This window comes from Pseudomonas sp. PB105, from assembly GCF_009764655.1.
Lineage (GTDB): Bacteria > Pseudomonadota > Gammaproteobacteria > Pseudomonadales > Pseudomonadaceae > Aquipseudomonas > Aquipseudomonas cyclaminis.
Genome location: NZ_RWIO01000092.1, coordinates 159,757 through 180,584, shown reverse-complemented (window position 1 = coordinate 180,584; position 20,828 = coordinate 159,757). Strand labels below are relative to the sequence as shown.

The 20,828-nt window shown below is 60.6% G+C and carries 17 protein-coding genes and 1 pseudogene; 12 read left to right on the top strand and 6 right to left on the bottom strand.

Translation table 11 applies throughout. The features are described 5' to 3' along the window. Nucleotides 1-135: 135 nt before the first annotated feature. The 3 genes from putA to EJD88_RS22575 all read left to right on the top strand — a co-directional run bounded on the left by putA (nucleotide 136) and on the right by EJD88_RS22575 (nucleotide 6,448). Nucleotides 136-4,089, top strand: coding sequence for a trifunctional transcriptional regulator/proline dehydrogenase/L-glutamate gamma-semialdehyde dehydrogenase (gene putA, locus EJD88_RS22585; protein WP_158879076.1), 3,954 nt, complete (start codon nucleotides 136-138; stop codon nucleotides 4,087-4,089). 184 nt (nucleotides 4,090-4,273) lie between these two features. Then, nucleotides 4,274-6,076: an acyl-CoA dehydrogenase gene (locus EJD88_RS22580; RefSeq protein WP_158879075.1), complete on the top strand. Its 1,803-nt coding sequence runs from the start codon at nucleotides 4,274-4,276 to the stop codon at nucleotides 6,074-6,076. Between the two features lie 171 nt (nucleotides 6,077-6,247). Further along, complete coding sequence (locus tag EJD88_RS22575) at nucleotides 6,248-6,448, top strand: hypothetical protein (RefSeq protein WP_158879074.1); 201 nt, start codon at nucleotides 6,248-6,250, stop codon at nucleotides 6,446-6,448. Nucleotides 6,449-6,503: 55 nt separating this feature from the next. Here the strand turns inward: EJD88_RS22575 and EJD88_RS22570 are convergent, their stop codons facing one another. Further along, nucleotides 6,504-6,797, bottom strand: coding sequence for a cell division protein ZapA (locus tag EJD88_RS22570; RefSeq protein WP_112193081.1), 294 nt, complete (start codon nucleotides 6,795-6,797; stop codon nucleotides 6,504-6,506). Next, a complete protein-coding gene (locus EJD88_RS22565; protein WP_099583742.1) occupies nucleotides 6,794-7,024 on the bottom strand; it encodes a hypothetical protein in 231 nt (76 codons plus the stop codon). Before EJD88_RS22565 ends, EJD88_RS22570 begins: the two co-directional genes overlap by 4 nt. Nucleotides 7,025-7,302: 278 nt before the next feature. Here EJD88_RS22565 and EJD88_RS27630 point away from each other — a divergent pair. From EJD88_RS27630 to selO, 5 genes and pseudogenes are all read left to right on the top strand, one after another. Further along, nucleotides 7,303-8,025, top strand: a pseudogene (locus EJD88_RS27630) (MCP four helix bundle domain-containing protein); the annotation flags it as partial. A gap of 30 nt (nucleotides 8,026-8,055) precedes the next feature. Then, nucleotides 8,056-8,928 carry a methyl-accepting chemotaxis protein gene (locus EJD88_RS27625; RefSeq protein ID WP_371926581.1) on the top strand — a complete coding sequence of 291 codons (873 nt, stop codon included), beginning with the start codon at nucleotides 8,056-8,058 and terminating at the stop codon, nucleotides 8,926-8,928. Between the two features lie 171 nt (nucleotides 8,929-9,099). Next, a complete protein-coding gene (locus tag EJD88_RS22555; RefSeq protein WP_158879073.1) occupies nucleotides 9,100-10,842 on the top strand; it encodes a potassium/proton antiporter in 1,743 nt (580 codons plus the stop codon). 52 nt (nucleotides 10,843-10,894) lie between these two features. After that, nucleotides 10,895-14,278, top strand: coding sequence for a mechanosensitive channel MscK (gene mscK / locus EJD88_RS22550; RefSeq protein ID WP_099583745.1), 3,384 nt, complete (start codon nucleotides 10,895-10,897; stop codon nucleotides 14,276-14,278). A gap of 48 nt (nucleotides 14,279-14,326) precedes the next feature. Beyond that, complete coding sequence (selO, locus tag EJD88_RS22545; protein ID WP_158879072.1) at nucleotides 14,327-15,790, top strand: protein adenylyltransferase SelO; 1,464 nt, start codon at nucleotides 14,327-14,329, stop codon at nucleotides 15,788-15,790. A gap of 5 nt (nucleotides 15,791-15,795) precedes the next feature. On the opposite strand, the gene EJD88_RS22540 is transcribed toward selO, so the two are convergent. Further along, nucleotides 15,796-16,197 carry a type II toxin-antitoxin system HigA family antitoxin gene (locus tag EJD88_RS22540; RefSeq protein ID WP_099583747.1) on the bottom strand — a complete coding sequence of 134 codons (402 nt, stop codon included), beginning with the start codon at nucleotides 16,195-16,197 and terminating at the stop codon, nucleotides 15,796-15,798. Further along, nucleotides 16,194-16,490 (bottom strand): type II toxin-antitoxin system HigB family toxin, encoded by a 297-nt coding sequence (locus EJD88_RS22535; RefSeq protein ID WP_099583748.1) that lies wholly within the window; start codon nucleotides 16,488-16,490, stop codon nucleotides 16,194-16,196. The genes EJD88_RS22540 and EJD88_RS22535 overlap by 4 nt, the downstream gene beginning before the upstream one ends. Nucleotides 16,491-16,726: 236 nt before the next feature. Between EJD88_RS22535 and trxC the strand changes: the two genes are divergently transcribed. Next, on the top strand, nucleotides 16,727-17,161 hold the full coding sequence (gene trxC / locus EJD88_RS22530; protein ID WP_099583749.1) for a thioredoxin TrxC: 435 nt from the start codon (nucleotides 16,727-16,729) through the stop codon (nucleotides 17,159-17,161). Between the two features lie 130 nt (nucleotides 17,162-17,291). Here the strand turns inward: trxC and EJD88_RS22525 are convergent, their stop codons facing one another. Beyond that, nucleotides 17,292-17,513 carry a DUF6124 family protein gene (locus tag EJD88_RS22525; RefSeq protein WP_112193076.1) on the bottom strand — a complete coding sequence of 74 codons (222 nt, stop codon included), beginning with the start codon at nucleotides 17,511-17,513 and terminating at the stop codon, nucleotides 17,292-17,294. A gap of 455 nt (nucleotides 17,514-17,968) precedes the next feature. Beyond that, complete coding sequence (locus EJD88_RS22520; RefSeq protein WP_099583750.1) at nucleotides 17,969-18,739, bottom strand: ParA family protein; 771 nt, start codon at nucleotides 18,737-18,739, stop codon at nucleotides 17,969-17,971. Nucleotides 18,740-19,066: 327 nt separating this feature from the next. Between EJD88_RS22520 and EJD88_RS22515 the strand changes: the two genes are divergently transcribed. The 3 genes from EJD88_RS22515 to EJD88_RS22505 are packed head-to-tail and all read left to right on the top strand — an operon-like array spanning nucleotide 19,067 to nucleotide 20,821. Then, nucleotides 19,067-19,786: a beta-ketoacyl synthase chain length factor gene (locus tag EJD88_RS22515; RefSeq protein WP_112193075.1), complete on the top strand. Its 720-nt coding sequence runs from the start codon at nucleotides 19,067-19,069 to the stop codon at nucleotides 19,784-19,786. After that, nucleotides 19,762-20,574 (top strand): 1-acyl-sn-glycerol-3-phosphate acyltransferase, encoded by an 813-nt coding sequence (locus EJD88_RS22510; protein WP_158879071.1) that lies wholly within the window; start codon nucleotides 19,762-19,764, stop codon nucleotides 20,572-20,574. The genes EJD88_RS22515 and EJD88_RS22510 overlap by 25 nt, the downstream gene beginning before the upstream one ends. Further along, on the top strand, nucleotides 20,552-20,821 hold the full coding sequence (locus EJD88_RS22505) for a phosphopantetheine-binding protein (RefSeq protein WP_010563239.1): 270 nt from the start codon (nucleotides 20,552-20,554) through the stop codon (nucleotides 20,819-20,821). The genes EJD88_RS22510 and EJD88_RS22505 overlap by 23 nt, the downstream gene beginning before the upstream one ends. Nucleotides 20,822-20,828 lie beyond the last annotated feature (7 nt).

Here is a 20,828-nt window from a genome sequence, read left to right as displayed (position 1 = left end):
GCCAAATTTATTTCGGATGAACGTTGAGAATTTCATGGATAAAAAAGGTTGCACCCGGTTGCACCTCTTGATGCGCAAAGCTAATCTTGCCGCCAGCTGATGCCACTCGGTAGTGGCACCCATGAGGATAAGAAAATGGCGACGACCACCCTTGGGGTCAAACTTGACGACCCGACCCGCGAACGCCTGAAGGCTGCCGCGACCTCCATTGATCGCACGCCGCACTGGCTGATCAAGCAGGCGATTTTCAATTACCTGGAGAAACTGGAGGGTGGTGCAACCCTGACCGAACTCAACGGCTTGAGCAGCAAGGACGCCGATGATGCAGGCGAGGTCCAGGCGGACCACGCGCACCAATGCTTCCTTGAGTTCGCCGAAAGCATCCTGCCGCAGTCCGTACTGCGCGCCTCGATCACCGCCGCTTACCGTCGCCCTGAGCCGGAAGTGGTACCGATGCTGATCGAACAGGCCCGTCTGCCGGCCCCGATGGCCGAAGCTACCAATAAGCTGGCCGCCTCCATTGCAGAGAAACTGCGCAATCAAAAGAGTGCCGGCGGCCGTGCCGGTATTGTTCAGGGCCTGCTGCAAGAATTCTCGCTGTCGTCCCAGGAAGGCGTGGCGCTGATGTGCCTGGCCGAAGCGCTGCTGCGCATCCCGGACAAAGGCACCCGTGACGCGCTGATCCGCGACAAGATCAGCACCGGCAACTGGCACCCGCACCTGGGCAACAGCCCGTCGCTGTTCGTCAACGCCGCCACCTGGGGCCTGCTGCTGACCGGTAAACTGGTCGCCACCCATAACGAAGCGGGCTTGACCTCGTCCCTGAGCCGCATCATCGGCAAGAGCGGCGAGCCGATGATCCGCAAGGGCGTCGACATGGCCATGCGCCTGATGGGCGAGCAGTTCGTCACCGGCGAGACCATCGCCGAAGCCCTGGCCAACGCGAGCAAGTTCGAAGCCAAAGGTTTCCGCTATTCCTACGACATGCTCGGTGAAGCCGCACTCACCGAACACGATGCCCAGAAATACCTGGCGTCGTACGAACAAGCCATTCACTCCATCGGCAAAGCCTCTCACGGTCGTGGGATTTATGAAGGCCCGGGCATTTCCATCAAGCTGTCGGCACTGCACCCGCGTTACAGCCGGGCGCAGTACGAGCGTGTAATGGACGAGTTGTACCCGCGCCTGCTGTCCCTGACCCTGCTGGCCAAGCAATACGACATCGGCCTGAACATCGACGCCGAAGAAGCCGACCGCCTGGAGCTGTCCCTGGACCTGCTGGAGCGCCTGTGCTTCGAGCCGCAACTGACCGGCTGGAACGGCATCGGTTTCGTGATCCAGGCCTACCAGAAACGTTGCCCGTATGTGATCGACTACGTCATCGACCTGGCGCGCCGCAGCCGCCATCGCCTGATGATCCGCCTGGTAAAAGGTGCGTACTGGGACAGCGAAATCAAGCGCGCCCAGGTCGAAGGCCTGGAAGGCTACCCGGTCTACACCCGCAAGGTGTACACCGACGTTTCCTACATTGCCTGCGCACGCAAACTGCTGTCGGTGCCGGAAGTCATCTACCCGCAGTTCGCCACGCACAACGCCCATACCCTGTCGGCCATCTACCATATCGCCGGCCAGAACTATTACCCCGGCCAGTACGAGTTCCAATGCCTGCACGGCATGGGTGAGCCGTTGTACGAACAGGTTGTAGGCAAGGTATCCGAGGGCAAGTTGAACCGTCCGTGCCGCGTGTACGCACCGGTCGGCACCCACGAAACACTCCTGGCTTATCTGGTTCGACGCCTGCTGGAAAACGGCGCCAACACCTCGTTCGTCAATCGCATCGCCGACCAGTCCATCTCCATTCAGGAGCTGGTGGCCGACCCAGTGGCCAGCATCGAGCAAATGGCTACGCAGGAAGGCGGCTTCGGCTTGCCGCACCCGCGTATCCCCTTGCCGCGTGACCTTTACGGCAGCGACCGCGCCAACTCGGCGGGTATCGACCTGGCCAACGAACACCGCCTGGCGTCGCTGTCCTGCGCCTTGCTGGCGACCGCACACAACAACTGGAAAGCCGCGCCGATGCTGGGTTGCGCCTCCAGCGACCAGCCGTCTGCGCCGGTATTGAACCCGTCTGACCTGCGAGATGTGGTCGGCCAGGTTCAAGAAGCCACGGTCGAAGACGTCGACAACGCGATTCAATGCGCCATCAACGCGGGCCCGATCTGGCAGGCTACTCCGCCCGCCGAACGCGCTGCGATCCTGGAACGCGCCGCTGACCTGATGGAGGGCGAGATCCAGCCGCTGATGGGCCTGCTGGCTCGCGAAGCTGGCAAGACCTTCGCCAACGCCATTGCCGAAGTGCGTGAAGCCGTGGACTTCCTGCGTTACTACGCCGTACAGGCCCGTAACGACTTCACCAATGATGCCCACCGCCCACTGGGCCCGGTGGTCTGCATCAGCCCATGGAACTTCCCGCTGGCAATTTTCAGTGGCCAAGTTGCCGCCGCATTGGCCGCCGGCAACCCGGTACTGGCCAAGCCTGCCGAGCAAACCCCGCTGGTCGCTGCACAAGCCGTGCGCATCCTGCTGGAAGCCGGTATTCCGGAAGGCGTGCTGCAACTGCTGCCGGGCCAGGGCGAAAGCGTGGGTGCCCGCCTGGTGGGTGATGATCGCGTCAAAGGCGTGATGTTCACCGGCTCCACCGAAGTGGCGCGCCTGCTGCAACGCAATGTCGCCGGTCGTCTGGATGCCCAGGGTCGTCCGATCCCGCTGATCGCCGAAACCGGTGGCCAGAACGCGATGATCGTTGACTCCTCGGCGCTGACCGAGCAGGTGGTTATCGACGTAGTCTCTTCGGCCTTCGACAGTGCCGGCCAGCGTTGCTCGGCCCTGCGTGTACTGTGCCTGCAGGAAGATTCGGCAGACCGCGTCATCGAAATGCTCAAGGGCGCCATGGCTGAATGCCGCCTCGGCAACCCGGAACGCCTGTCGGTAGACATTGGCCCGGTGATCGACGCCGAAGCCAAAGCCGGCATCGAGAAACACATCCAGGCCATGCGCGACAAAGGCCGCAATGTGTACCAAGTGGCGATTGCCGATGGTGAAGAGGTCAAGCGCGGCACCTTCGTGATGCCAACCCTGATCGAGCTGGAAAGCTTCGACGAGCTGCAACGCGAGATCTTCGGCCCGGTGCTGCACGTGGTGCGCTACAAGCGTAAAGAGATCGATCAACTGATCGGCCAGATCAACGCATCCGGTTACGGCCTGACCCTGGGCGTGCATACCCGTATCGACGAGACCATCGCCAAGGTGATCGACAACGTCAATGCCGGTAACGTCTACGTGAACCGTAACATCGTGGGTGCCGTGGTCGGCGTGCAACCGTTCGGCGGCGAAGGCTTGTCGGGTACCGGCCCGAAAGCCGGTGGCCCGCTGTACCTGTACCGCCTGCTGTCGACTCGTCCTACCGATGCGATCGAGCAATCCTTCGTACGTGGCGACAAGTTGGCTGCACCGGATGTACGTCTGCGCGACGCCATGAGCCAACCGCTGACCGCCCTGAAAGCCTGGGCTGACAGCCAGTCGTTCAGCGAGCTGAGTGCCCTGTGCAGCCAGTTCGCCGCGCAGTCCCAGAGCGGTATCACCCGTCAACTGGCCGGCCCGACCGGCGAGCGCAACAGCTACGCCATCCTGCCCCGCGAGCACGTGTTGTGCCTGGCGGACGTGGAAGGCGATCTGTTGACGCAACTGGCGGCAGTGCTGGCGGTGGGTGGTTCTGCGGTATGGCCGGAAACTGACCTGACCAAGGCCTTGTTCCCACGCCTGCCTAAGGACATTCAGGCGAAGATCAAGCCCGTGGCGGATTGGACCAAGGACGAGGTGGTGTTCGACGCGGTCCTGCATCACGGTGATTCCGACCAACTGCGTGCGGTGTGCCAGCAAGTGGCACAGCGTGGTGGGGCGATTGTCGGCGTACACGGTTTGTCGCAAGGCGAAACGGCGATCGCGCTGGAGCGCCTGGTGATCGAGCGGGCGTTGAGCGTCAACACCGCTGCGGCGGGCGGCAACGCCAGCCTGATGACCATCGGCTAACTAATGTGGGAGGGGGGCTTGCCCCCGATTGCAGTGGATCAGCCAACCTATCTCTGGCTGACACACCGCAATCGGGGGCAAGCCCCCTCCCACATTCTGGTCCTCCATCACCCAGATCAATCTTGCTATCCACCCTCCATTCGCACACTTAGACTCAGGCCAATTCCTCCAAAGGTAAGCCGCCATGTCCGAGACGCTGCTCAGTTCCCGCAATCTGGCTTTCGAGCTGTACGAAGTCCTCGATGCCGAGGGCCTGACCCAGCGCGAGCGGTTTGCCGAGCACAACCGCGAAACCTTCGATGCGGCCATCAGCACGGCCCGCTCCATCGCCGAAAAATATTTCGCGCCGCATAACCGCAAAAACGACGAAAACGAACCGCGCTACGAAGACGGTCAGGCGATCCTGATCCCGGAAGTCAAACCGGCCGTGGATGCCTTCCTGGAGGCCGGCTTCCTCAATGCCGCCCGCAGTTTCGAAGCCGGTGGCATGCAACTGCCGACCTTGCTGTCCCAGGCCTGCTTTGCGCACTTCCAGTCGGCCAACGCAGCGTCTACTTCCTACCCGTTCCTGACCATGGGCGCGGCCAACCTGATCGAAAGCTTCGGCACCGAGGAGCAGAAGCAACGCTTCCTGCAACCGATGATCGACGGACGCTTCTTCGGCACCATGGCCCTGACCGAACCCCACGCGGGCTCATCGCTGTCGGATATTCGTACACGTGCCGAACCTGCGGCTGACGGCAGCTATCGCCTCAAGGGCAACAAGATCTTTATCTCCGGGGGCGACCATCCGCTGTCGGAAAACATCGTGCACATGGTGCTGGCCAAGCTGCCGGACGCGCCGGCCGGGGTGAAGGGCATTTCGCTGTTTATCGTGCCCAAATTCCTGGTCAACGATGACGGCAGCCTCGGTGCACGCAACGACGTGTTGTTGGCCGGGCTGTTTCACAAGATGGGCTGGCGCGGCACCACGTCGACCGCGCTGAATTTCGGCGATAACGGCAACTGTGTCGGCTATCTGGTGGGCAAGCCACACCAGGGGCTGAGCTGCATGTTCCAGATGATGAACGAAGCGCGCATCGGCGTCGGCATGGGCGCGGTCATGCTCGGTTACGCCGGCTACCTGTATTCCCTGGAATACGCCCGCGAACGCCCACAAGGCCGTCTGCCTGATAGCAAAGATCCTACAACGGCGCCGGTGTCGATCATCCAGCACGCCGACATCAAGCGCATGCTGCTGACCCAGAAAGCCTATGTCGAAGGCGCCTTCGACCTGGGCCTGTACGCCGCGCGCCTATTCGATGACACCACCACACTGGCAACCGAGACCGAGCGCAAACAGGCCCACGAACTGCTGGACCTGCTCACGCCCATCGTCAAATCCTGGCCCTCGGAGTTCTGCCTCAAGGCTAACGAACTGGCGATCCAGATCCTCGGCGGCCACGGCTACACCCGCGAATACCCGGTGGAACAGTACTACCGCGACAACCGCCTGAACCCGATCCACGAAGGCACCCACGGCATCCAGTCCCTGGATTTGCTCGGGCGCAAGCTGGCGCAGAATGGCGGCGCGGGGCTAAAGCAACTGATCCGCCTGATCGCCGAAACCGGCGCCCGCGCCCAGGAGTACCCATCACTTACCGCCATCAGAGAACCGCTGGAACACCTGGTAGCGCGCCTGCAACAAGTCACCCTGGGCCTGCTGACGGATCTCGCCCACGGCAAGGTCAACAGCAGCCTGGCGAACTCGGCGCTGTACCTGAAAGTGTTCGGGCATACGGTGATTGGCTGGCGCTGGCTGGAGCAGGCGATTCGCGCCGAAGAAGGGCTGGCCAGGGGCAATGCGGCGGATGTTGCCTTCTATAAAGGCAAGCTCCAAGCCGCCCGTTACTTCCTGACCTGGGAAGTACCGGGCTGCCATCATGAACTGGCGATTCTGGAGGCACGCGATGATACGTGCCTGGGGATGCGGGATGCGTGGTTCTAATAGCGGCGAAATAGTCCGGGCGTGCGAGCTAATGAACAAGAGTTCTAAAAAACTGTGATTTCTGACAGTTACCGAGGAGACTTTTCAAGGGGTAGGCTTTCAGGTGTTGAGAGCGTGTTCACACTGGCTTCCATACCAATGACCTACTGCTGCCCATTTTGAGGAATCAACATGAAAACCGCCCCGAAAATTATTCTCGTCCATAAGAGCGGCGATCCTTCGATCGCAAGAGATATAACGCTTGATGAATACTTGATCCATGCCAACGCAGGCGATGTCCTGGACGTTTTGGGAAATAAGACAACAGTAATTAACAAAGTTTTCAAATTTAAAGCCTTCGACGAATACAGCATCGAAATCGTGTACGAGTAAACATCGGAAAAAGCCTGGCGCGCGCTGAAAAACGTTGCGCGCCAGCATGCTTTTATTATGGCTGCCCAATCACCTTGGAGATTACGTCGACCGTGGCGCTGACTTGCTCTTGGTAACGGTCGAGTTCCTGTTGATGAGCCTGCTGCAATTCGATCTGCTCGGCGCACAGGTTCAGCGCCGCCAGCACCAGTAATTTGTCACCGATCAGGGTCGGGTACTTTTTCTTGGTGGTGGCCAGGGAGGCCTTGAGCATGGTCACGGCGTGCATCAGGGTCTTGTCTTCCCCCGCTGGCGCCTTGATCGAGTAATCCTCTCCGAGAATCGAAACGACCTTTATCCCTTCATTCATGCGCTGACAGGCCCTGCGCTCACACGCTCAACCAACGCCTGGATACGGGCAGCGGTAGCGCCGTGTTTTTCTTCCTGTTCCATCAGGCTCAGTTGCAGGCTGTCGTTCTCATCCTTGGCGTTAGCCAGTTCGGCCTTGAGGGATTCGTTGCGGCCCAGCAGGTCCTGATTCTGCTGTACCAGGTCGCTGACCAGTTGTTCCAATTGGCTGAGGGATGCTTCTAACATTTTGATTTCTCGGGCTTTTTCAAAGGGCGGTGACGATAAAGAAAATTCACCTCGTATGCCAGGGTTATCCCCGGCGCGCAGCCCGATTTTTAAGGGCCGGGCCGCACTTTCGAGCCTTAGTGACTGCATTTACCCGATCTGGTTCCTGAATCGGCCAAACCCCTCGTCAGATGCGACAAAAACGCACACGCCCCTTTAGACTTTAGTCGTAGGACCGATAGAGAAGCACACCCCGTCTCACCCCCCGCACGGATCGCGCTTCTCCCCAGGATTCCCGCATGTCGCTTCGTAATATGAATATCGCTCCGAGGGCCTTCCTCGGCTTTGCGTTTATTGGTGCACTGATGCTGTTTCTCGGTGTGTTCGCCCTGAACCAGATGAGCAAGATCCGTGGCGCGACCGAAGACATCACCCTGTCCAGCGTGCCAAGCATCCGTGCGCTTGATGAGTTCACCCAACTGACCCTGCGCCTGCGGGTGCTGTCGTACCGCTTGCTGACCAACCGCGAGCCGGACGTACAGCAAAAGACCCTGGAGTCCTTCGAGCTGCGCAACCAGCAGATCCGCACCGCCCAGGACGTCTACGAAAAACTGATCGAAAGCAGCGAAGAGCGCTCCACCTACAACGAATACGTGCGCTTGCTCGGCCAGTACCATCAGATCGAAGAGCGCATGAAGAGCCTGTCCCGCGCCAATCAGGTGGAAGAGTTGCGTACGCTGCTCAATACCGAGCTGCTGAGCAACTCCGAGCAAGTCAACGCAGTGCTCACCCGTTTGCTGGACATCAACAACAAGATGGCCCTGGCGACTAACCAGGAGGCGGAAGACCAATACAACGCGGCCTTCGACCTGGTCGTGGGCCTGCTGGTGATCGCCACGGCGCTGACCGTGCTGTTTGCCTGGCTGTTGACCCGCAGCATCACCGTCCCGATCGCCCAGGCGCTGGAAGCCGCCGAAGAAGTGGCCGAAGGTAACCTGACGCGGCCGATCAAGGTTGATGGCAACGACGAAGCCGGACGCCTGCTCGCCGCCATGGCCAAGATGCAGGACAAGCTGCGCGACACCCTGCAACGCATCGCCGGCTCTGCCACCCAGTTGGCTTCCGCCGCCGAAGAGCTGAACGCCGTCACCGACGAAAGCGCCCGTGGCCTGACCCAGCAGAACAACGAAATCGAGCAAGCCGCCACCGCCGTCAACGAGATGACCAGCGCCGTCGAGGAAGTTGCGCGCAATGCGGTGAGCACTTCCGAAGCCTCGCGCAATGCCACCTCTTCGGCCGGCGATGGCCGTGACCTGGTACAGGAAACCGTCAGCGCCATCGAACGCATGAGCGGCGACGTACAAGCCACCGCCACGCTGATTGGCGACCTGGCCAATGAGTCGCGGGATATCGGCAAGGTGCTGGACGTGATTCGCGGTCTGGCCGACCAGACCAACCTGCTGGCCCTGAATGCCGCCATCGAAGCAGCGCGCGCCGGTGAAGCCGGGCGTGGGTTTGCGGTGGTGGCCGATGAAGTACGCGCCCTCGCCCATCGCACCCAGCAGTCCACCAGCGAGATCGAGCGGATGATCGGCAGTATCCAGGCCGGCACCGAGCACGCGGTGGACTCGATGCGTAACAGCACCGAACGTGCTGAATCAACACTGAACATCGCCAAAGGCGCAGGGATGTCGCTGGACACCATCAACACGGCGATTGTGCAGATCAATGAACGTAACCTGGTGATCGCCAGCGCAGCGGAAGAGCAGGCGCAGGTGGCACGGGAAGTGGACCGCAACCTGGTGAACATTCGTGACCTGTCGGTGCAGTCGGCGACCGGCGCCAGCCAGACCAGTGCGGCGAGCAGTGAGTTGTCGCGGTTGGCGGTGGATTTGAATGGGATGGTGGGGCGGTTCCGCCTCTAACTGAATGCACTCAGTTAAAAATGTAGAGGGGGCTGCCCCCTCCTACATTCAGATCTGCGCCCGGCGTTAAAAGCTTTTTGACAGCACCGCAATTCAACAGGTTAGAATCCCTGGCACGCAGACTGCATGGTCAGTTTGCGTCCCGTCTTGTTTGCTTATGGAGTACTGCCTTTGAATGCGACGACCATCAACAGCCTGTTCTTGATCGGCGCGTTGCTGGTGAGTGCGAGCATTCTGGTGAGTTCTCTTTCGTCGCGCCTGGGGATTCCGATCCTGGTGATCATCCTGGCCGTGGGCATGGTCGCCGGCGTCGATGGCGGCGGCATCATTTTCGACAACTACCCGACCGCCTACCTGGTGGGCAACCTCGCACTGGCCGTGATCCTGCTCGACGGTGGCTTGCGCACGCGGGTGGCGAGTTTCCGCGTGGCACTCTGGCCGGCGTTGTCCCTGGCCACGGTGGGGGTGTTGATCACCACCGGCCTCACCGGCATGGCGGCAGCCTGGCTGTTTGACCTCAATATTATCCAAGGCTTGTTGATTGGCGCGATTGTCGGTTCCACCGACGCCGCGGCGGTATTCTCGCTGCTCGGCGGCAAGGGCCTGAACGAACGGGTTACCGCCACGCTGGAAATCGAATCCGGCAGCAACGACCCAATGGCGGTGTTCCTCACCGTCACCCTGATCGACATGCTCGCCAGCGGCCAGACCGGCCTGCACTGGAGCCTGCTGACGCATCTGGTGCGCGAATTCGGCATCGGCGGCATGGTTGGCCTGGGCGGCGGCTGGCTGATGCTGCAGATGGTCAACCGCATCAACCTGGCCACCGGCCTGTATCCGATCCTGGTGATCGCCGGTGGCCTGTTCGTCTTCGCCCTGACCAACGCCTTGCACGGCAGCGGTTTCCTCGCCGTTTACCTGTGCGGCCTGGTGATCGGCAACCGCCCGGTGCGCAGCCGTCATGGCATCTTGCATATGCTCGACGGCATGGCCTGGCTCGCACAGATCGGCATGTTCCTGGTGCTGGGCCTGTTGGTCACGCCCCATGATTTGCTGCCAATCGCCCTGCCGGCCCTGGGCTTGGCGCTGTGGATGATCCTGTTTGCGCGGCCGTTGTCGGTGATGGTCGGCCTGCTGCCGTTCAAGGCATTCCACGGTCGCGAAAAAGGCTTTATCGCGTGGGTCGGCCTGCGCGGCGCGGTGCCGATCATTCTCGCGGTGTTCCCGCTGATGGCCGGCCTGCCCCATGCGCAGCTGTACTTCAACCTGGCGTTCTTTATCGTGCTGGTGTCACTGCTGGTACAAGGCACGAGCCTGCCGTGGGTGGCCAAGTTGCTGAAAGTGACCGTACCACCGGACCCGGCGCCGATCTCCCGCGCAGCCCTGGAAGTACACGTTACCAGCGAGTGGGAGCTGTTCGTGTACCGCCTGGGCGCCGAAAAATGGTGCATCGGCGCAGCCCTGCGCGAGCTGAGAATGCCCGAAGGCACGCGGATTGCGGCACTGTTCCGTGGCCAGCAACTGCTCCATCCGTCGGGTAGTACGGTGCTGGAAGTCGACGATCTGCTCTGTGTGATCGGCCATGAACACAACCTGCCAGCCCTCGGCAAACTGTTCAGCCAGGCACCGCAACGCGGCCTCGACCTGCGCTTCTTCGGCGACTTCGTGCTGGAAGGCGACGCCCAGCTGGGCGCGGTTTCGGCCCTGTACGGCCTGAAGTTGGAGGGCATCGATCCGGACATGCCACTGAGCAGCTTCATCACCCAAAAAGTCGGCGGCGCCCCCATCGTCGGCGACCAGGTGGAGTGGAACAACACCATCTGGACCGTCGCGGTCATGGACGGGAACAAGATCGGCAAAGTGGGCGTCAGATTCCCCGAAGGAAGTCGCCCGGGCCCCGGACTCTTCCTCTAAACTGCGGAGCGACAGCACGCTCCCGATTCTTCACCTTGCAAGACCGGTGTCTATGCCAACCCTGCGCACGTTTCTCGCCACTGCCCTGCTGGGCCTGACCCTTTGTTTTGGCAGCGTCTACGCCGCCGACCCGCCCAGCGCCGATGCCATCCAGCAAACCCTGGACAAGCTGCCCGACCGCAAGCTGCCCGACGCCGACATGAAGGCGCTGCAAACCATCCTGCAGCAGACCCTGACGTATCTGGGCAACCAGCAGGATTACGAGCAGCGCCTGGTCGAGCTCAAGCGCCAGCTGGAAGACGCGCCGCGCCAGACCAGCGAAAACCAGCGCGAGCTGACCCGCCTCAAGGCTACCAAAATCATCCCGGTGGCCCAGCGCTATGCCACGCTGCCGGTGCCGCAGCTTGAGCAATTGCTGGTGCAGCGCACCACCCAGCAAGGCGACCTGCAAAAAGACCTGGCCGAAGCCAACAGCCTGACCATCGCCGCCCAGACCCGCCCCGAACGCGCCCAGACCGAAATCAGCAGCAGCCAGACGCGCATCCTGCAGATCAATTCGACGCTAAAGGCCGGCAAGGACAATGGCAAAGCGCTTAACAGCGACCAACGCAACCAACTGAACGCCGAGCTCGCCGCACTCAATGCCCTGATCCCCCTGCGCCGCCAGGAACTGGCCGGCAACAGCCAGTTGCAAGACCTGGGCAACAGCCAGCATGACCTGGTGGTGGAAAAAATCGCGCGCCTGGAACAAGAGATTCAGGACCTGCAAACCCTGATCAACCAGAAGCGCCTGGCCCAGTCCCAACAGACCGTGACCCAGCAGTCCATCGAAGCGCAAAAGGCCGGAGGCAGCAGCCTGTTGGCCACGGAAAGTGCGGCCAACCTGAAGCTTTCCGACTACCTGCTCAAAAGCACCGACCGCCTCAACGACCTGACCCAGAAGAACCTGCAGACCAAGCAGCAACTGGACACCGTGACCCAGAGCGACTCAGCCCTGGATGAGCAGATCAGTGTGCTCAAGGGCAGCCTGCTGCTGTCGAAGATTCTGTATAAGCAAAAACAGGCACTGCCGCGCCTGACCGTGGACCGTGACCTGGCCGACGACATTGCCAACATTCGCCTGTACCAGTTCGAGGTCAACCAGCAACGCGAACTGATCAGTTCCCCCAGCACTTATGTCGACAACCTGCTGGCCAACCAGCCACCGGACGACGTCACCCCGCAACTGCGCCGCACCCTGCTGGAACTGGCGGTCACCCGCAGCGACCTGTTGGAGCGCCTGAGCCGCGAGCTGAGTGCACTGCTCAACGAATCCATCACCCTGCAACTCAACCAGAAACAACTGCTCAGCACCGCCACCACCCTGCGCGCCACGCTCGACGAGCAGATGTTCTGGATCCCGAGCAACAAGCCGCTGGACACCGAGTGGCTGGAGACCGTGCCGGCGCACCTGAGCAAGCAAGTCACCACCCTGCCCTGGGCCTCCAGCGTCAGTGAGCTGTATGACGGCCTGACCCAGCGCCCATTGCTGTTCCTGCCGCTGTTGCTGTTGATCGGCTTCCTGCTGTGGCGGCGCACCGCGCTGTACGCCCGCCTGAAAAGGGTCCACCTGGACATCGGCCACTTCAAACGCGACAGCCAGTGGCACACGCCGCAGGCGATCCTGGTGAATATTCTGCTGGCGATGCCGGTAGCCCTGGGCCTGGCGCTGTGCGGTTATGCGCTGCAAATCGACGCCCGTGGGCAAAACGCCAACCTGGGCGCGGCATTGCTGCAGATCGCCCAGGCGTGGCTGGTGTTCTACACCGCCTACCGCATCCTGGCGCCGGGCGGCGTGGCCGAACTGCATTTTCGCTGGGAAAAACCCCAGGTCGAATTCCTGCAAGGCTGGGTGCGTAAACTCGGCCTGGTCGTACTGGCCCTGGTGGCCGTGGTGGCGATTGCCGAACATCAACCGGCGGCACTGGCCGACGACGTGCTAGGCATCGCCGTGGTCCTGACGTGCTATGCGCTGATGGCCTGGCTGCTCGGGCGCCTGCTGTTGCACAGCCCGACCCACGAAAAAGCCTCGCTGTTCCGCAAAGCCGTGGGCCTGCTGTTCACCGCACTGCCCATCGCGCTGTTTATTGCCGTGTGCTTCGGCTACTACTACACCGCCCTGAAACTCAGCGACCGGTTGATCAACACCCTGTACCTGCTGATGTTCTGGCTGGTGATCGAAGCCACCTTCGTGCGTGGCCTGGGCGTTGCCGCCCGCCGCCTGGCCTATGCCCGAGCCCTGGCCAAACGCCAGGCCGCCAAGGAAGCCGGTGATGGCGAAGCCGTGATCGAAGAACCGACCCTGGACATCGAACAGGTCAACGAACAGTCCATGCGCCTGATTCGCCTGGCCCTGCTTGGCGGCTTTATCGCCGCGCTGTACTGGGTGTGGTCGGACCTGATCTCGGTGTTTTCCTACCTGGATAACGTCACGCTGTACGAATACACCAGCGGCACGGGTGCGAATATCAGCATGGTGCCTATCAGCATCGGCGACTTGCTCGGCGCGCTGATCATCATCGGCATCACCTTCGCCCTGGCGCGCAACCTGCCCGGTCTGCTGGAGGTGCTGGTACTGTCCAAGCTGGACCTGGCCCAGGGCAGCGCCTACGCCACCACCACCTTGCTGTCCTATGTGATTGCCGGCGTGGGCTTCGTGTCTACCCTGTCTACCCTCGGCGTGAGCTGGGACAAGTTGCAATGGCTGGTGGCCGCACTGTCAGTGGGCCTGGGCTTCGGCATGCAGGAGATCTTCGCCAACTTCATCTCCGGCATCATGATCCTGTTCGAACGCCCGGTGCGTATCGGCGACACCATCACCATCGGCAACCTGTCGGGCACGGTGAGCAAGATCCGCATCCGCGCCACCACCATCACCGACTTCGACCGCAAGGACATCATTGTCCCGAACAAGACGTTCATTACCGGGCAACTGATCAACTGGTCGCTGACCGACACCATCACCCGCGTCACCCTGAAGCTGGGCGTGGACTACGGCTCTGATCTGGACCTTGTGAGGGAATTGCTGCTCAAGGCTGCCAGGGAAAACCCACGGGTTCTGAAGGAGCCGGAACCTCACGTGTACTTCCTCAACTTCGGCGAAAGCACCCTCGACCACGAGCTGCGCATGCACGTGCGCGACCTCGGTGACCGCAACCCGGTGCTGGACGAGGTCAACCGCTATATCAACCGCGAGTTCAAGAAGCAGCACATCAACATCTCGTTCCGGCAGATGGAGGTGTACCTCAAGAACATGCACGGCCAGGAGTACAAACTGGTGCCGGTCGAGGATGATCGCAAGACCATCGCCGCGCCTGCCGCAGAGCAGGACGCCCCCGAGCCGCCGCCCGGTAAAGTCGAAGACGCACCGGAACCGCCACCGAGCAAACTCGACTAAACGCCCTATCCCCAGCAGAATGTTCGGACATTCTGCTGGAGATGGCCGGTGAAAGCCCTCGACGAACTGACCTTCGACAACCGCTTCGCACGCCTGGGCGACGCGTTCTCAACCCACGTTTTGCCCGAGCCCCTCGACGAGCCGCGCCTTGTCGTGGCGAGCGATGCCGCCATGGCCCTGCTCGACCTCGACCCGACGGTGGCCGACACGCCGGTATTCGCCGAGCTGTTCGGCGGCCACAAGCTATGGGCCGAAGCTGAGCCGCGTGCGATGGTCTATTCCGGGCATCAATTTGGCGGCTATTCCCCGCAACTGGGCGATGGCCGTGGGTTGTTGCTCGGCGAGGTGTACAACCAGGCCGGCGAACACTGGGACCTGCACCTCAAGGGTGCCGGAATGACGCCTTACTCGCGGATGGGCGATGGCCGTGCGGTTTTGCGCTCGTCGATTCGGGAGTTTCTTGCCTCTGAAGCACTCCACGCGCTGGGCATCCCCAGTAGCCGTGCGCTGTGCGTGATCGGCTCCAGCACGCCGGTATGGCGCGAAAAACAGGAGCGCGGGGCGATGGTGCTGCGCCTGGCGCCGAGCCATATCCGCTTCGGGCATTTCGAATATTTCTACTACACCAAGAAACCAGAGCAGCAGGCGGAACTGGCCGAGCACGTGCTTTCACTGCACTACCCCGAGTGCAAGGAACAGCCTGAACCTTACCTCGCGATGTTCCGCGAAATCGTCGAACGCAATGCCGAGATGATCGCCAAATGGCAGGCCTATGGCTTCTGCCATGGCGTGATGAACACCGACAACATGTCGATCCTGGGCATCACCTTCGACTTCGGGCCGTTTGCGTTTCTGGATGATTTTGACGCGCACTTCATCTGCAACCATTCCGACCATGAAGGACGCTACTCGTTTAGCAACCAAGTTCCGATTGGCCAGTGGAACCTCAGCGCGCTGGCCCAGGCGCTGACGCCGTTTATCAGCGTTGAAGCCTTGAAGGAAGCCCTGGGCCTATACCTGCCGTTCTACCAGGCCCACTACCTCGACCTGATGCGCCGCCGCCTGGGGCTGACCACCGCTGAAGACGACGACCAGAAATTGGTGGAGCGCCTGCTCAAGCTGATGCAGAACAGTGGCGTGGACTACACCCTGTTCTTCCGCCGTTTGGGGGATGAATCCGCGGCGCTGGCCGTGACGCGGTTGCGCGATGATTTTGTCGACATGGCCGGGTTTGACGCCTGGGCCGAGCAGTACAAGGAACGTGTCGCACGGGATGGGAACTGCAGCGAAGAGCAGCGCCGTGAGCGGATGCACGCAGTGAACCCGTTGTACATCCTGCGCAACTATCTGGCACAGAACGCTATCACCGCCGCAGAATCAGGCGATTACAGCGAAGTGCGGCGGCTGCATGAGGTGCTTTCCAAGCCGTTTGAGGAACAGGCGGGAATGGAACTATACGCGCAGCGGCCGCCGGATTGGGGCAAGCATTTGGAGATCAGTTGTTCGTCGTGAAACCTTTAGATAAAGGTTTCCACTGAAACACCGAAACGCTCCGCCAGCCAACGAATCTGCCGCACGTTGAGCTGGCGCTTGCCGCTCAGTACTTCGGACACAACCGATTGAGCACCAACGCCCGGCAAGTCGCTCTGGGTGAGGTTGTGCTCGCGCATCATATAGCGCAGCACATCTACACCACTGGCGACGGGCATTGGCCGATGCGCATGATCATAGGCTTCGATCCAATCGCTGAGGATGTCCACCAAACTCATGAGCGGGCTGTCCTCATCTTCACCGATTAGGCTCAATAACTCGTCCAGGCAGCCTACCATCGCGTCGTAGTCTGCCTCGTTTTCCGGCTTTCGTAGTACTGGCGAAACGAATTGCCAGTGTTCGACCGCGACTCGCATAAGCGCGCTCATCTGATTTTTTCCTTCCATTTGTCTTTCTCATAATCGCGGTGATCAAGCAGGTGCTTGATGTAAACGTGCTGCACCTGATACTCCACGCTAGCAATCAACCTAAGCTTGTTGCCTCCAATATCAAATACATGAAACGCTCCGACCTTATCGGTGGCGGGGAACATGGTTTTCATCGCCGCAAAGTCTTTGGGGGAATTTCGCTTGATGATGCGATACCACTGATCCAAAGCCGCTGCGGAACGGGGCCATTTTTCCTTTGCTTCCCAAATCCTTTTTTCACTGATGACTCGCATGCAACATCCTTATCGCATCGTGCTATGGAGGCTAAACCCGAATTGCGACTATCGCAATTTGCTATAGCCACAAGCAGACCAATGGTTCAAGACAAAACCGGCTCTAGTAGCCTAGATAGACAATCTCGCTTCGACATGGGCAGAACTGTGAGCGGATGAGTCGCATCTGCCTGACTTGATAAACCTAGCCCCCGACTCCAAATACAGTGCCATTGGCCACTTCCAAGGAGCCCTCAATGTCCGAACCTCTCGTCATCCCGTGCCCTCATTGCAACGGCCTCAACCGCATCCCCGGCGAACGCCTGGGAGATGCGCCCAAATGCGGGCGTTGTAAGCAACAGGTGTTGTTGAATAAGCCTTTTGAGCTGAAACAAGGCGACTACGCCAGCCAGATCAAGGGCGACCTGCCGCTTCTGGTCGATGTGTGGGCCGACTGGTGCGGGCCGTGCAAGTCGTTCGCGCCGGTGTTTGAACAGGCGGCCGGGCAGTTGGAGGCCAAGTGTCGGCTGGCCAAGCTCGACAGCGAGGCCAATCAGCAGTTGTCAGCGCAGTTGGGGATTCGCTCGATTCCCAGTTTGATTCTGTTCAAGAACGGCCGCGAAGTGGCGCGCCAGAGCGGCGCGTTTCCGTTGCCGCAGTTGATGAGCTGGTTGCGCAGCCAAGGGGTGTAAACCAGCCCCCAATCAACGGGATCAAATGTGGGAGGGGGCTTGCCCCCGATGGCAGTGGATCAGTACCAGGTGGGCTGGCTGACACACTGCTATCGGGGGCAAGCCCCCTCCCACACTTTTTTGACCGCGCCTACCTTGAGGCCAGCGGCACTTCGCGGTCCATCATCTGGCCCACCAGCAGCACGCCCAGCTCACTCAATTGATGAATAGCCAAGGCTACGTCGCGGTGTTCGCCAGTGAGGTCGTTGGATAGGTTGAGCAATAGCGTGCGCACAGAGGACAAGGTTTCGTAGCTGTTGAGCACGAGGGTTTCGGTGGGGAGGTCGGGTGCAACGGCGTAAAGGTTAACCATGGAACGTCTCCGAGTAAGCGCCGCAACCAGCCGCTACTAAACGGAGGGTGGCAGCTGTACGCAGGTTAGTAGACCGGGGAGACTCACCGGCGCGCTCGAAAGCGCCCTCCGTACAGCCACCATCAAATACAGGACAGTCCTGATCAATGATTTGCTGTACGTCTCACCACAGGCTACTAAACCCGATCACTGAACATTCAGTGACCGGCAAACCTGAGAGACGACCATCCAGACGCACAAGCCGGGCGATTCTGGCTTAGCTGTAGGCAATGAGACAAGGCACACGCCCTATTGCAAGACCGTTCCTACAGCCCCAGTGGGGCAAATCCAAATCCACCAGCAGAAATACAATACAAATGTGGGAGGGGGCTTGCCCCCGATGGCAGTGGATCAGTACCAAGCGGGCTGGCTGACACACTGCTATCGGGGGCGATAAGCCCCCTCCCACACTCGATCTAGGCGCTTTCCAGCAGGTTATGCAACTCCACAAACTGCTGCGTCAGCTTATGCCGAGGGTCCAGGTGGATCAGCGGCTTGCTCTCCTGGTGCGACTCGCGCATGCGCACCGAACTGGCCAGATATACCGGCAGCACCGGCAAGCCTTCGGCGATCAACTCCTCCAGCATCTGCTGCGGCAGGCTCGCTCGGGCTTGGAACTGGTTGACCACGATGCCTTCCACTTCAAGGCCTTCGTTGTGGTCTTCCTTCAATTCTTCGATTTCAGCCAGCAGGCCATACAAGGCCTGACGCGAGAAGCTGTCGCAATCGAAGGGGATCAGCACACGATCAGCGGCAATCAATGCCGAAACCGCATAAAAATTCAGTGCCGGTGGCGTATCGAGATAGATCCGGTCGTAATCTTCGGCCAGTTCATCCAGCAACTTTCGCAGTTTGTTGATCTTGTGCTTGGCTTCAAGCTTAGGCTGCAGGTCCGCCAGCTCTGCGGTGGCGGTGATCACGTGCAGGTTGTCGAACGGCGTTTCGTAGATATCGACCTTGTTCTTCTTCGAAAACGGTCCGGAAGACAGGGTTTGCTTGAAAAAGTCCGCGATCCCCATGGGGATGTCGTTGCCGGTCAGCCCGGTGAGGTACTGGGTAGAGTTGGCTTGTGCATCGAGGTCCACCAACAGGGTTCGATAGCCTTCGCTGGCGCTGACCGCCGCCAGGTTGCAGGCGATGCTGGACTTGCCAACGCCGCCTTTCTGATTGAACACCACACGCCGCATGGAAAAACCTCCGTGTATCAATGAATGTCCGAGTGTAGAGGGCAAAAGCGCCTGTTAGCTACCTCGTTCAACAATGCATCGCTGCATCAAAGGCAAGTCACGTACGAGTGATTAGGAACGGGCCGACAAGCCAACCCAGCCGTCCATAACGGACAATCTGTAAATCTTTACCAACAATTTGTATTCCGCCGTGAACAAACCTTTACCAAAGTTTGCTAGAACCCCACGGCACCGGGATAATGCGCGCCATTCGGCGATTGCTCCCTGTCCCGGTATTCGGGGCCAAAAGCCGCACATGGAAGCCCGCAGGGGCGGGATAACTTCTCAGTGATCAACTTCAATATCGCCCAATGGCGCGCCTGGGCCCCAGGGCTGGAGAGTGCGCACGACTGGCACGCCTGGTGCCAGGCCCCTGCGCTGCTGCCCGCCAGCGATGCCTCGCCCGACGTGTCGTTCCTGCCTGCTATGCAGCGCCGCCGCCTGAGCCGGCTGGCACGCATGGCGTTCAGCGTGGGCTGGCCGCTGGCCGAAGGCCTGCAAGACCTGCCGCTGGTGTTTATTTCCCGGCATGGCGAAACCCCGCGCACCCTCGACATCCTCAGCGACCTGGCCAACGACCAGCCGCTGTCCCCAACCCAATTCAGCCTGTCGGTGCATAACGCCGTGATTGGCCTGTGGTCGATCCTGCGTAATGAAACCAGTGAAATGACTGCCCTCGCCGCAGCCGGCGACGGCCTGGAGCACGGCATGCTCGAAGCCGCCGCGCTGCTCAACGAAGGCGCCCCGGCGGTATTGCTGGTGATCACCGAAGAACAGCCGCCCGAGGCCTACGCCAGTTGGATCGTTGACGTGCCCTTCCCCTACGCCCTCGGCCTGCTGCTGACCCCAGGCGACGAGTGGCAACTGGAACTCACGCCCGGCACTGTCCAAGCCACTCAAACTCAGTGGCCCCACGCCCTGAACCTGCTGCGCACCCTGCTCACCGAACAGGGTGCCTGCCAACATGCCTGGAAGAACCGTGTATGGAACTGGCAACGCAAGCCCTGACCGACAAGCCACGGGACGCCTACTACTGGCGCCTGTTCGCCACCGCCGCCAGCTTCTTCCTGTTTGGTGTCGGTGGGCTGTGCCTGCGTTTGCTGGTGTTTCCGGTGCTCAGTTGCCTGCCGGGCAGCGCCGACAAGCATCAGCGTCGCGCCCGTCATACCATCAGCAAGCTGTTCTGGTTCTTTATTCGCCTGATGCAACGCGCGGGCGTGCTGACCTACAGCGTCGAAGGCGCCGAGAAACTCGGTCGCCCTGGCCAGATGATCGTCGCCAACCACCCGTCGCTGATCGATGTGGTGTTCCTGATCGGCCTGATGCGTCAGACCAACTGCGTGGTCAAGCAGAGCCTGTGGCAGAACCCGTTCACCCGTGGGCCGATACGCGATGCCGGCTATATCAGCAATGACGGCAGCGCAGAGATGCTGGATGCCGCCGCCGACGCCCTGCGCGAAGGCCAGACGCTGATCATCTTCCCTGAAGGCACCCGCACCACGCCCGGCGCAGCGCCCGCCTTTCATCGCGGCGGCGCCGCCATTGCGCTGCGGGGTGCGACAATCATCACCCCCGTGGTGATCAAGGTCAGCCCCACCACCTTGACCAAGGCCGAACCCTGGTATCGCATCCCCAAACGCCGTTTTCACTTCAGTTTGCGCGTGGGTGCCGATATAGAACCACAGGCGTTCGCAACACTGGGGCCCGCGCCCCAGGCCTCACGCAAGCTCAACGATTACCTGCATGACTATTTTATTAAGGAGCTCGCCGAAGATGAGCGACCAACACCGCCTTGAGCACGACATAAAGACGCTGATCATCGAGGCCCTGGGCCTGGAAGACATCAGCGCCGACGACATTGGTAGCGACCAAACCCTGTTCGGCGAAGGCCTGGGCCTGGATTCGGTAGACGCCCTGGAATTGGGCCTGGCGATTCAGAAAAAGTACGGTATCAAGATCGATGCCGACGCCAAGGACACCCGTAATCACTTCACCAACGTGGCGAGCCTTGCGGCGTTCGTCACGGCCAGACAGGCAGCTTGAGACCGGA

What these genes read in the sequence shown, in the direction of transcription:
- EJD88_RS22535 (WP_099583748.1), bottom strand. Translation starts at nt 16,490, where the DNA reads ATGCGAGTCATCAGTGAAAAAAGGATTTGGGAAGCAAAGGAAAAATGG.
- EJD88_RS22505 (WP_010563239.1), top strand. Translation starts at nt 20,552, where the DNA reads ATGAGCGACCAACACCGCCTTGAGCACGACATAAAGACGCTGATCATC.
- EJD88_RS22520 (WP_099583750.1), bottom strand. Translation starts at nt 18,739, where the DNA reads ATGCGGCGTGTGGTGTTCAATCAGAAAGGCGGCGTTGGCAAGTCCAGC.
- EJD88_RS22565 (WP_099583742.1), bottom strand. Translation starts at nt 7,024, where the DNA reads ATGTTAGAAGCATCCCTCAGCCAATTGGAACAACTGGTCAGCGACCTG.
- putA (WP_158879076.1), top strand. Translation starts at nt 136, where the DNA reads ATGGCGACGACCACCCTTGGGGTCAAACTTGACGACCCGACCCGCGAA.
- EJD88_RS22570 (WP_112193081.1), bottom strand. Translation starts at nt 6,797, where the DNA reads ATGAATGAAGGGATAAAGGTCGTTTCGATTCTCGGAGAGGATTACTCG.
- EJD88_RS22510 (WP_158879071.1), top strand. Translation starts at nt 19,762, where the DNA reads ATGGAACTGGCAACGCAAGCCCTGACCGACAAGCCACGGGACGCCTAC.
- EJD88_RS22525 (WP_112193076.1), bottom strand. Translation starts at nt 17,513, where the DNA reads ATGGTTAACCTTTACGCCGTTGCACCCGACCTCCCCACCGAAACCCTC.
- EJD88_RS27625 (WP_371926581.1), top strand. Translation starts at nt 8,056, where the DNA reads ATGGCCAAGATGCAGGACAAGCTGCGCGACACCCTGCAACGCATCGCC.
- mscK (WP_099583745.1), top strand. Translation starts at nt 10,895, where the DNA reads ATGCCAACCCTGCGCACGTTTCTCGCCACTGCCCTGCTGGGCCTGACC.
- trxC (WP_099583749.1), top strand. Translation starts at nt 16,727, where the DNA reads ATGTCCGAACCTCTCGTCATCCCGTGCCCTCATTGCAACGGCCTCAAC.
- EJD88_RS22540 (WP_099583747.1), bottom strand. Translation starts at nt 16,197, where the DNA reads ATGAGCGCGCTTATGCGAGTCGCGGTCGAACACTGGCAATTCGTTTCG.
- EJD88_RS22575 (WP_158879074.1), top strand. Translation starts at nt 6,248, where the DNA reads ATGAAAACCGCCCCGAAAATTATTCTCGTCCATAAGAGCGGCGATCCT.
- EJD88_RS22580 (WP_158879075.1), top strand. Translation starts at nt 4,274, where the DNA reads ATGTCCGAGACGCTGCTCAGTTCCCGCAATCTGGCTTTCGAGCTGTAC.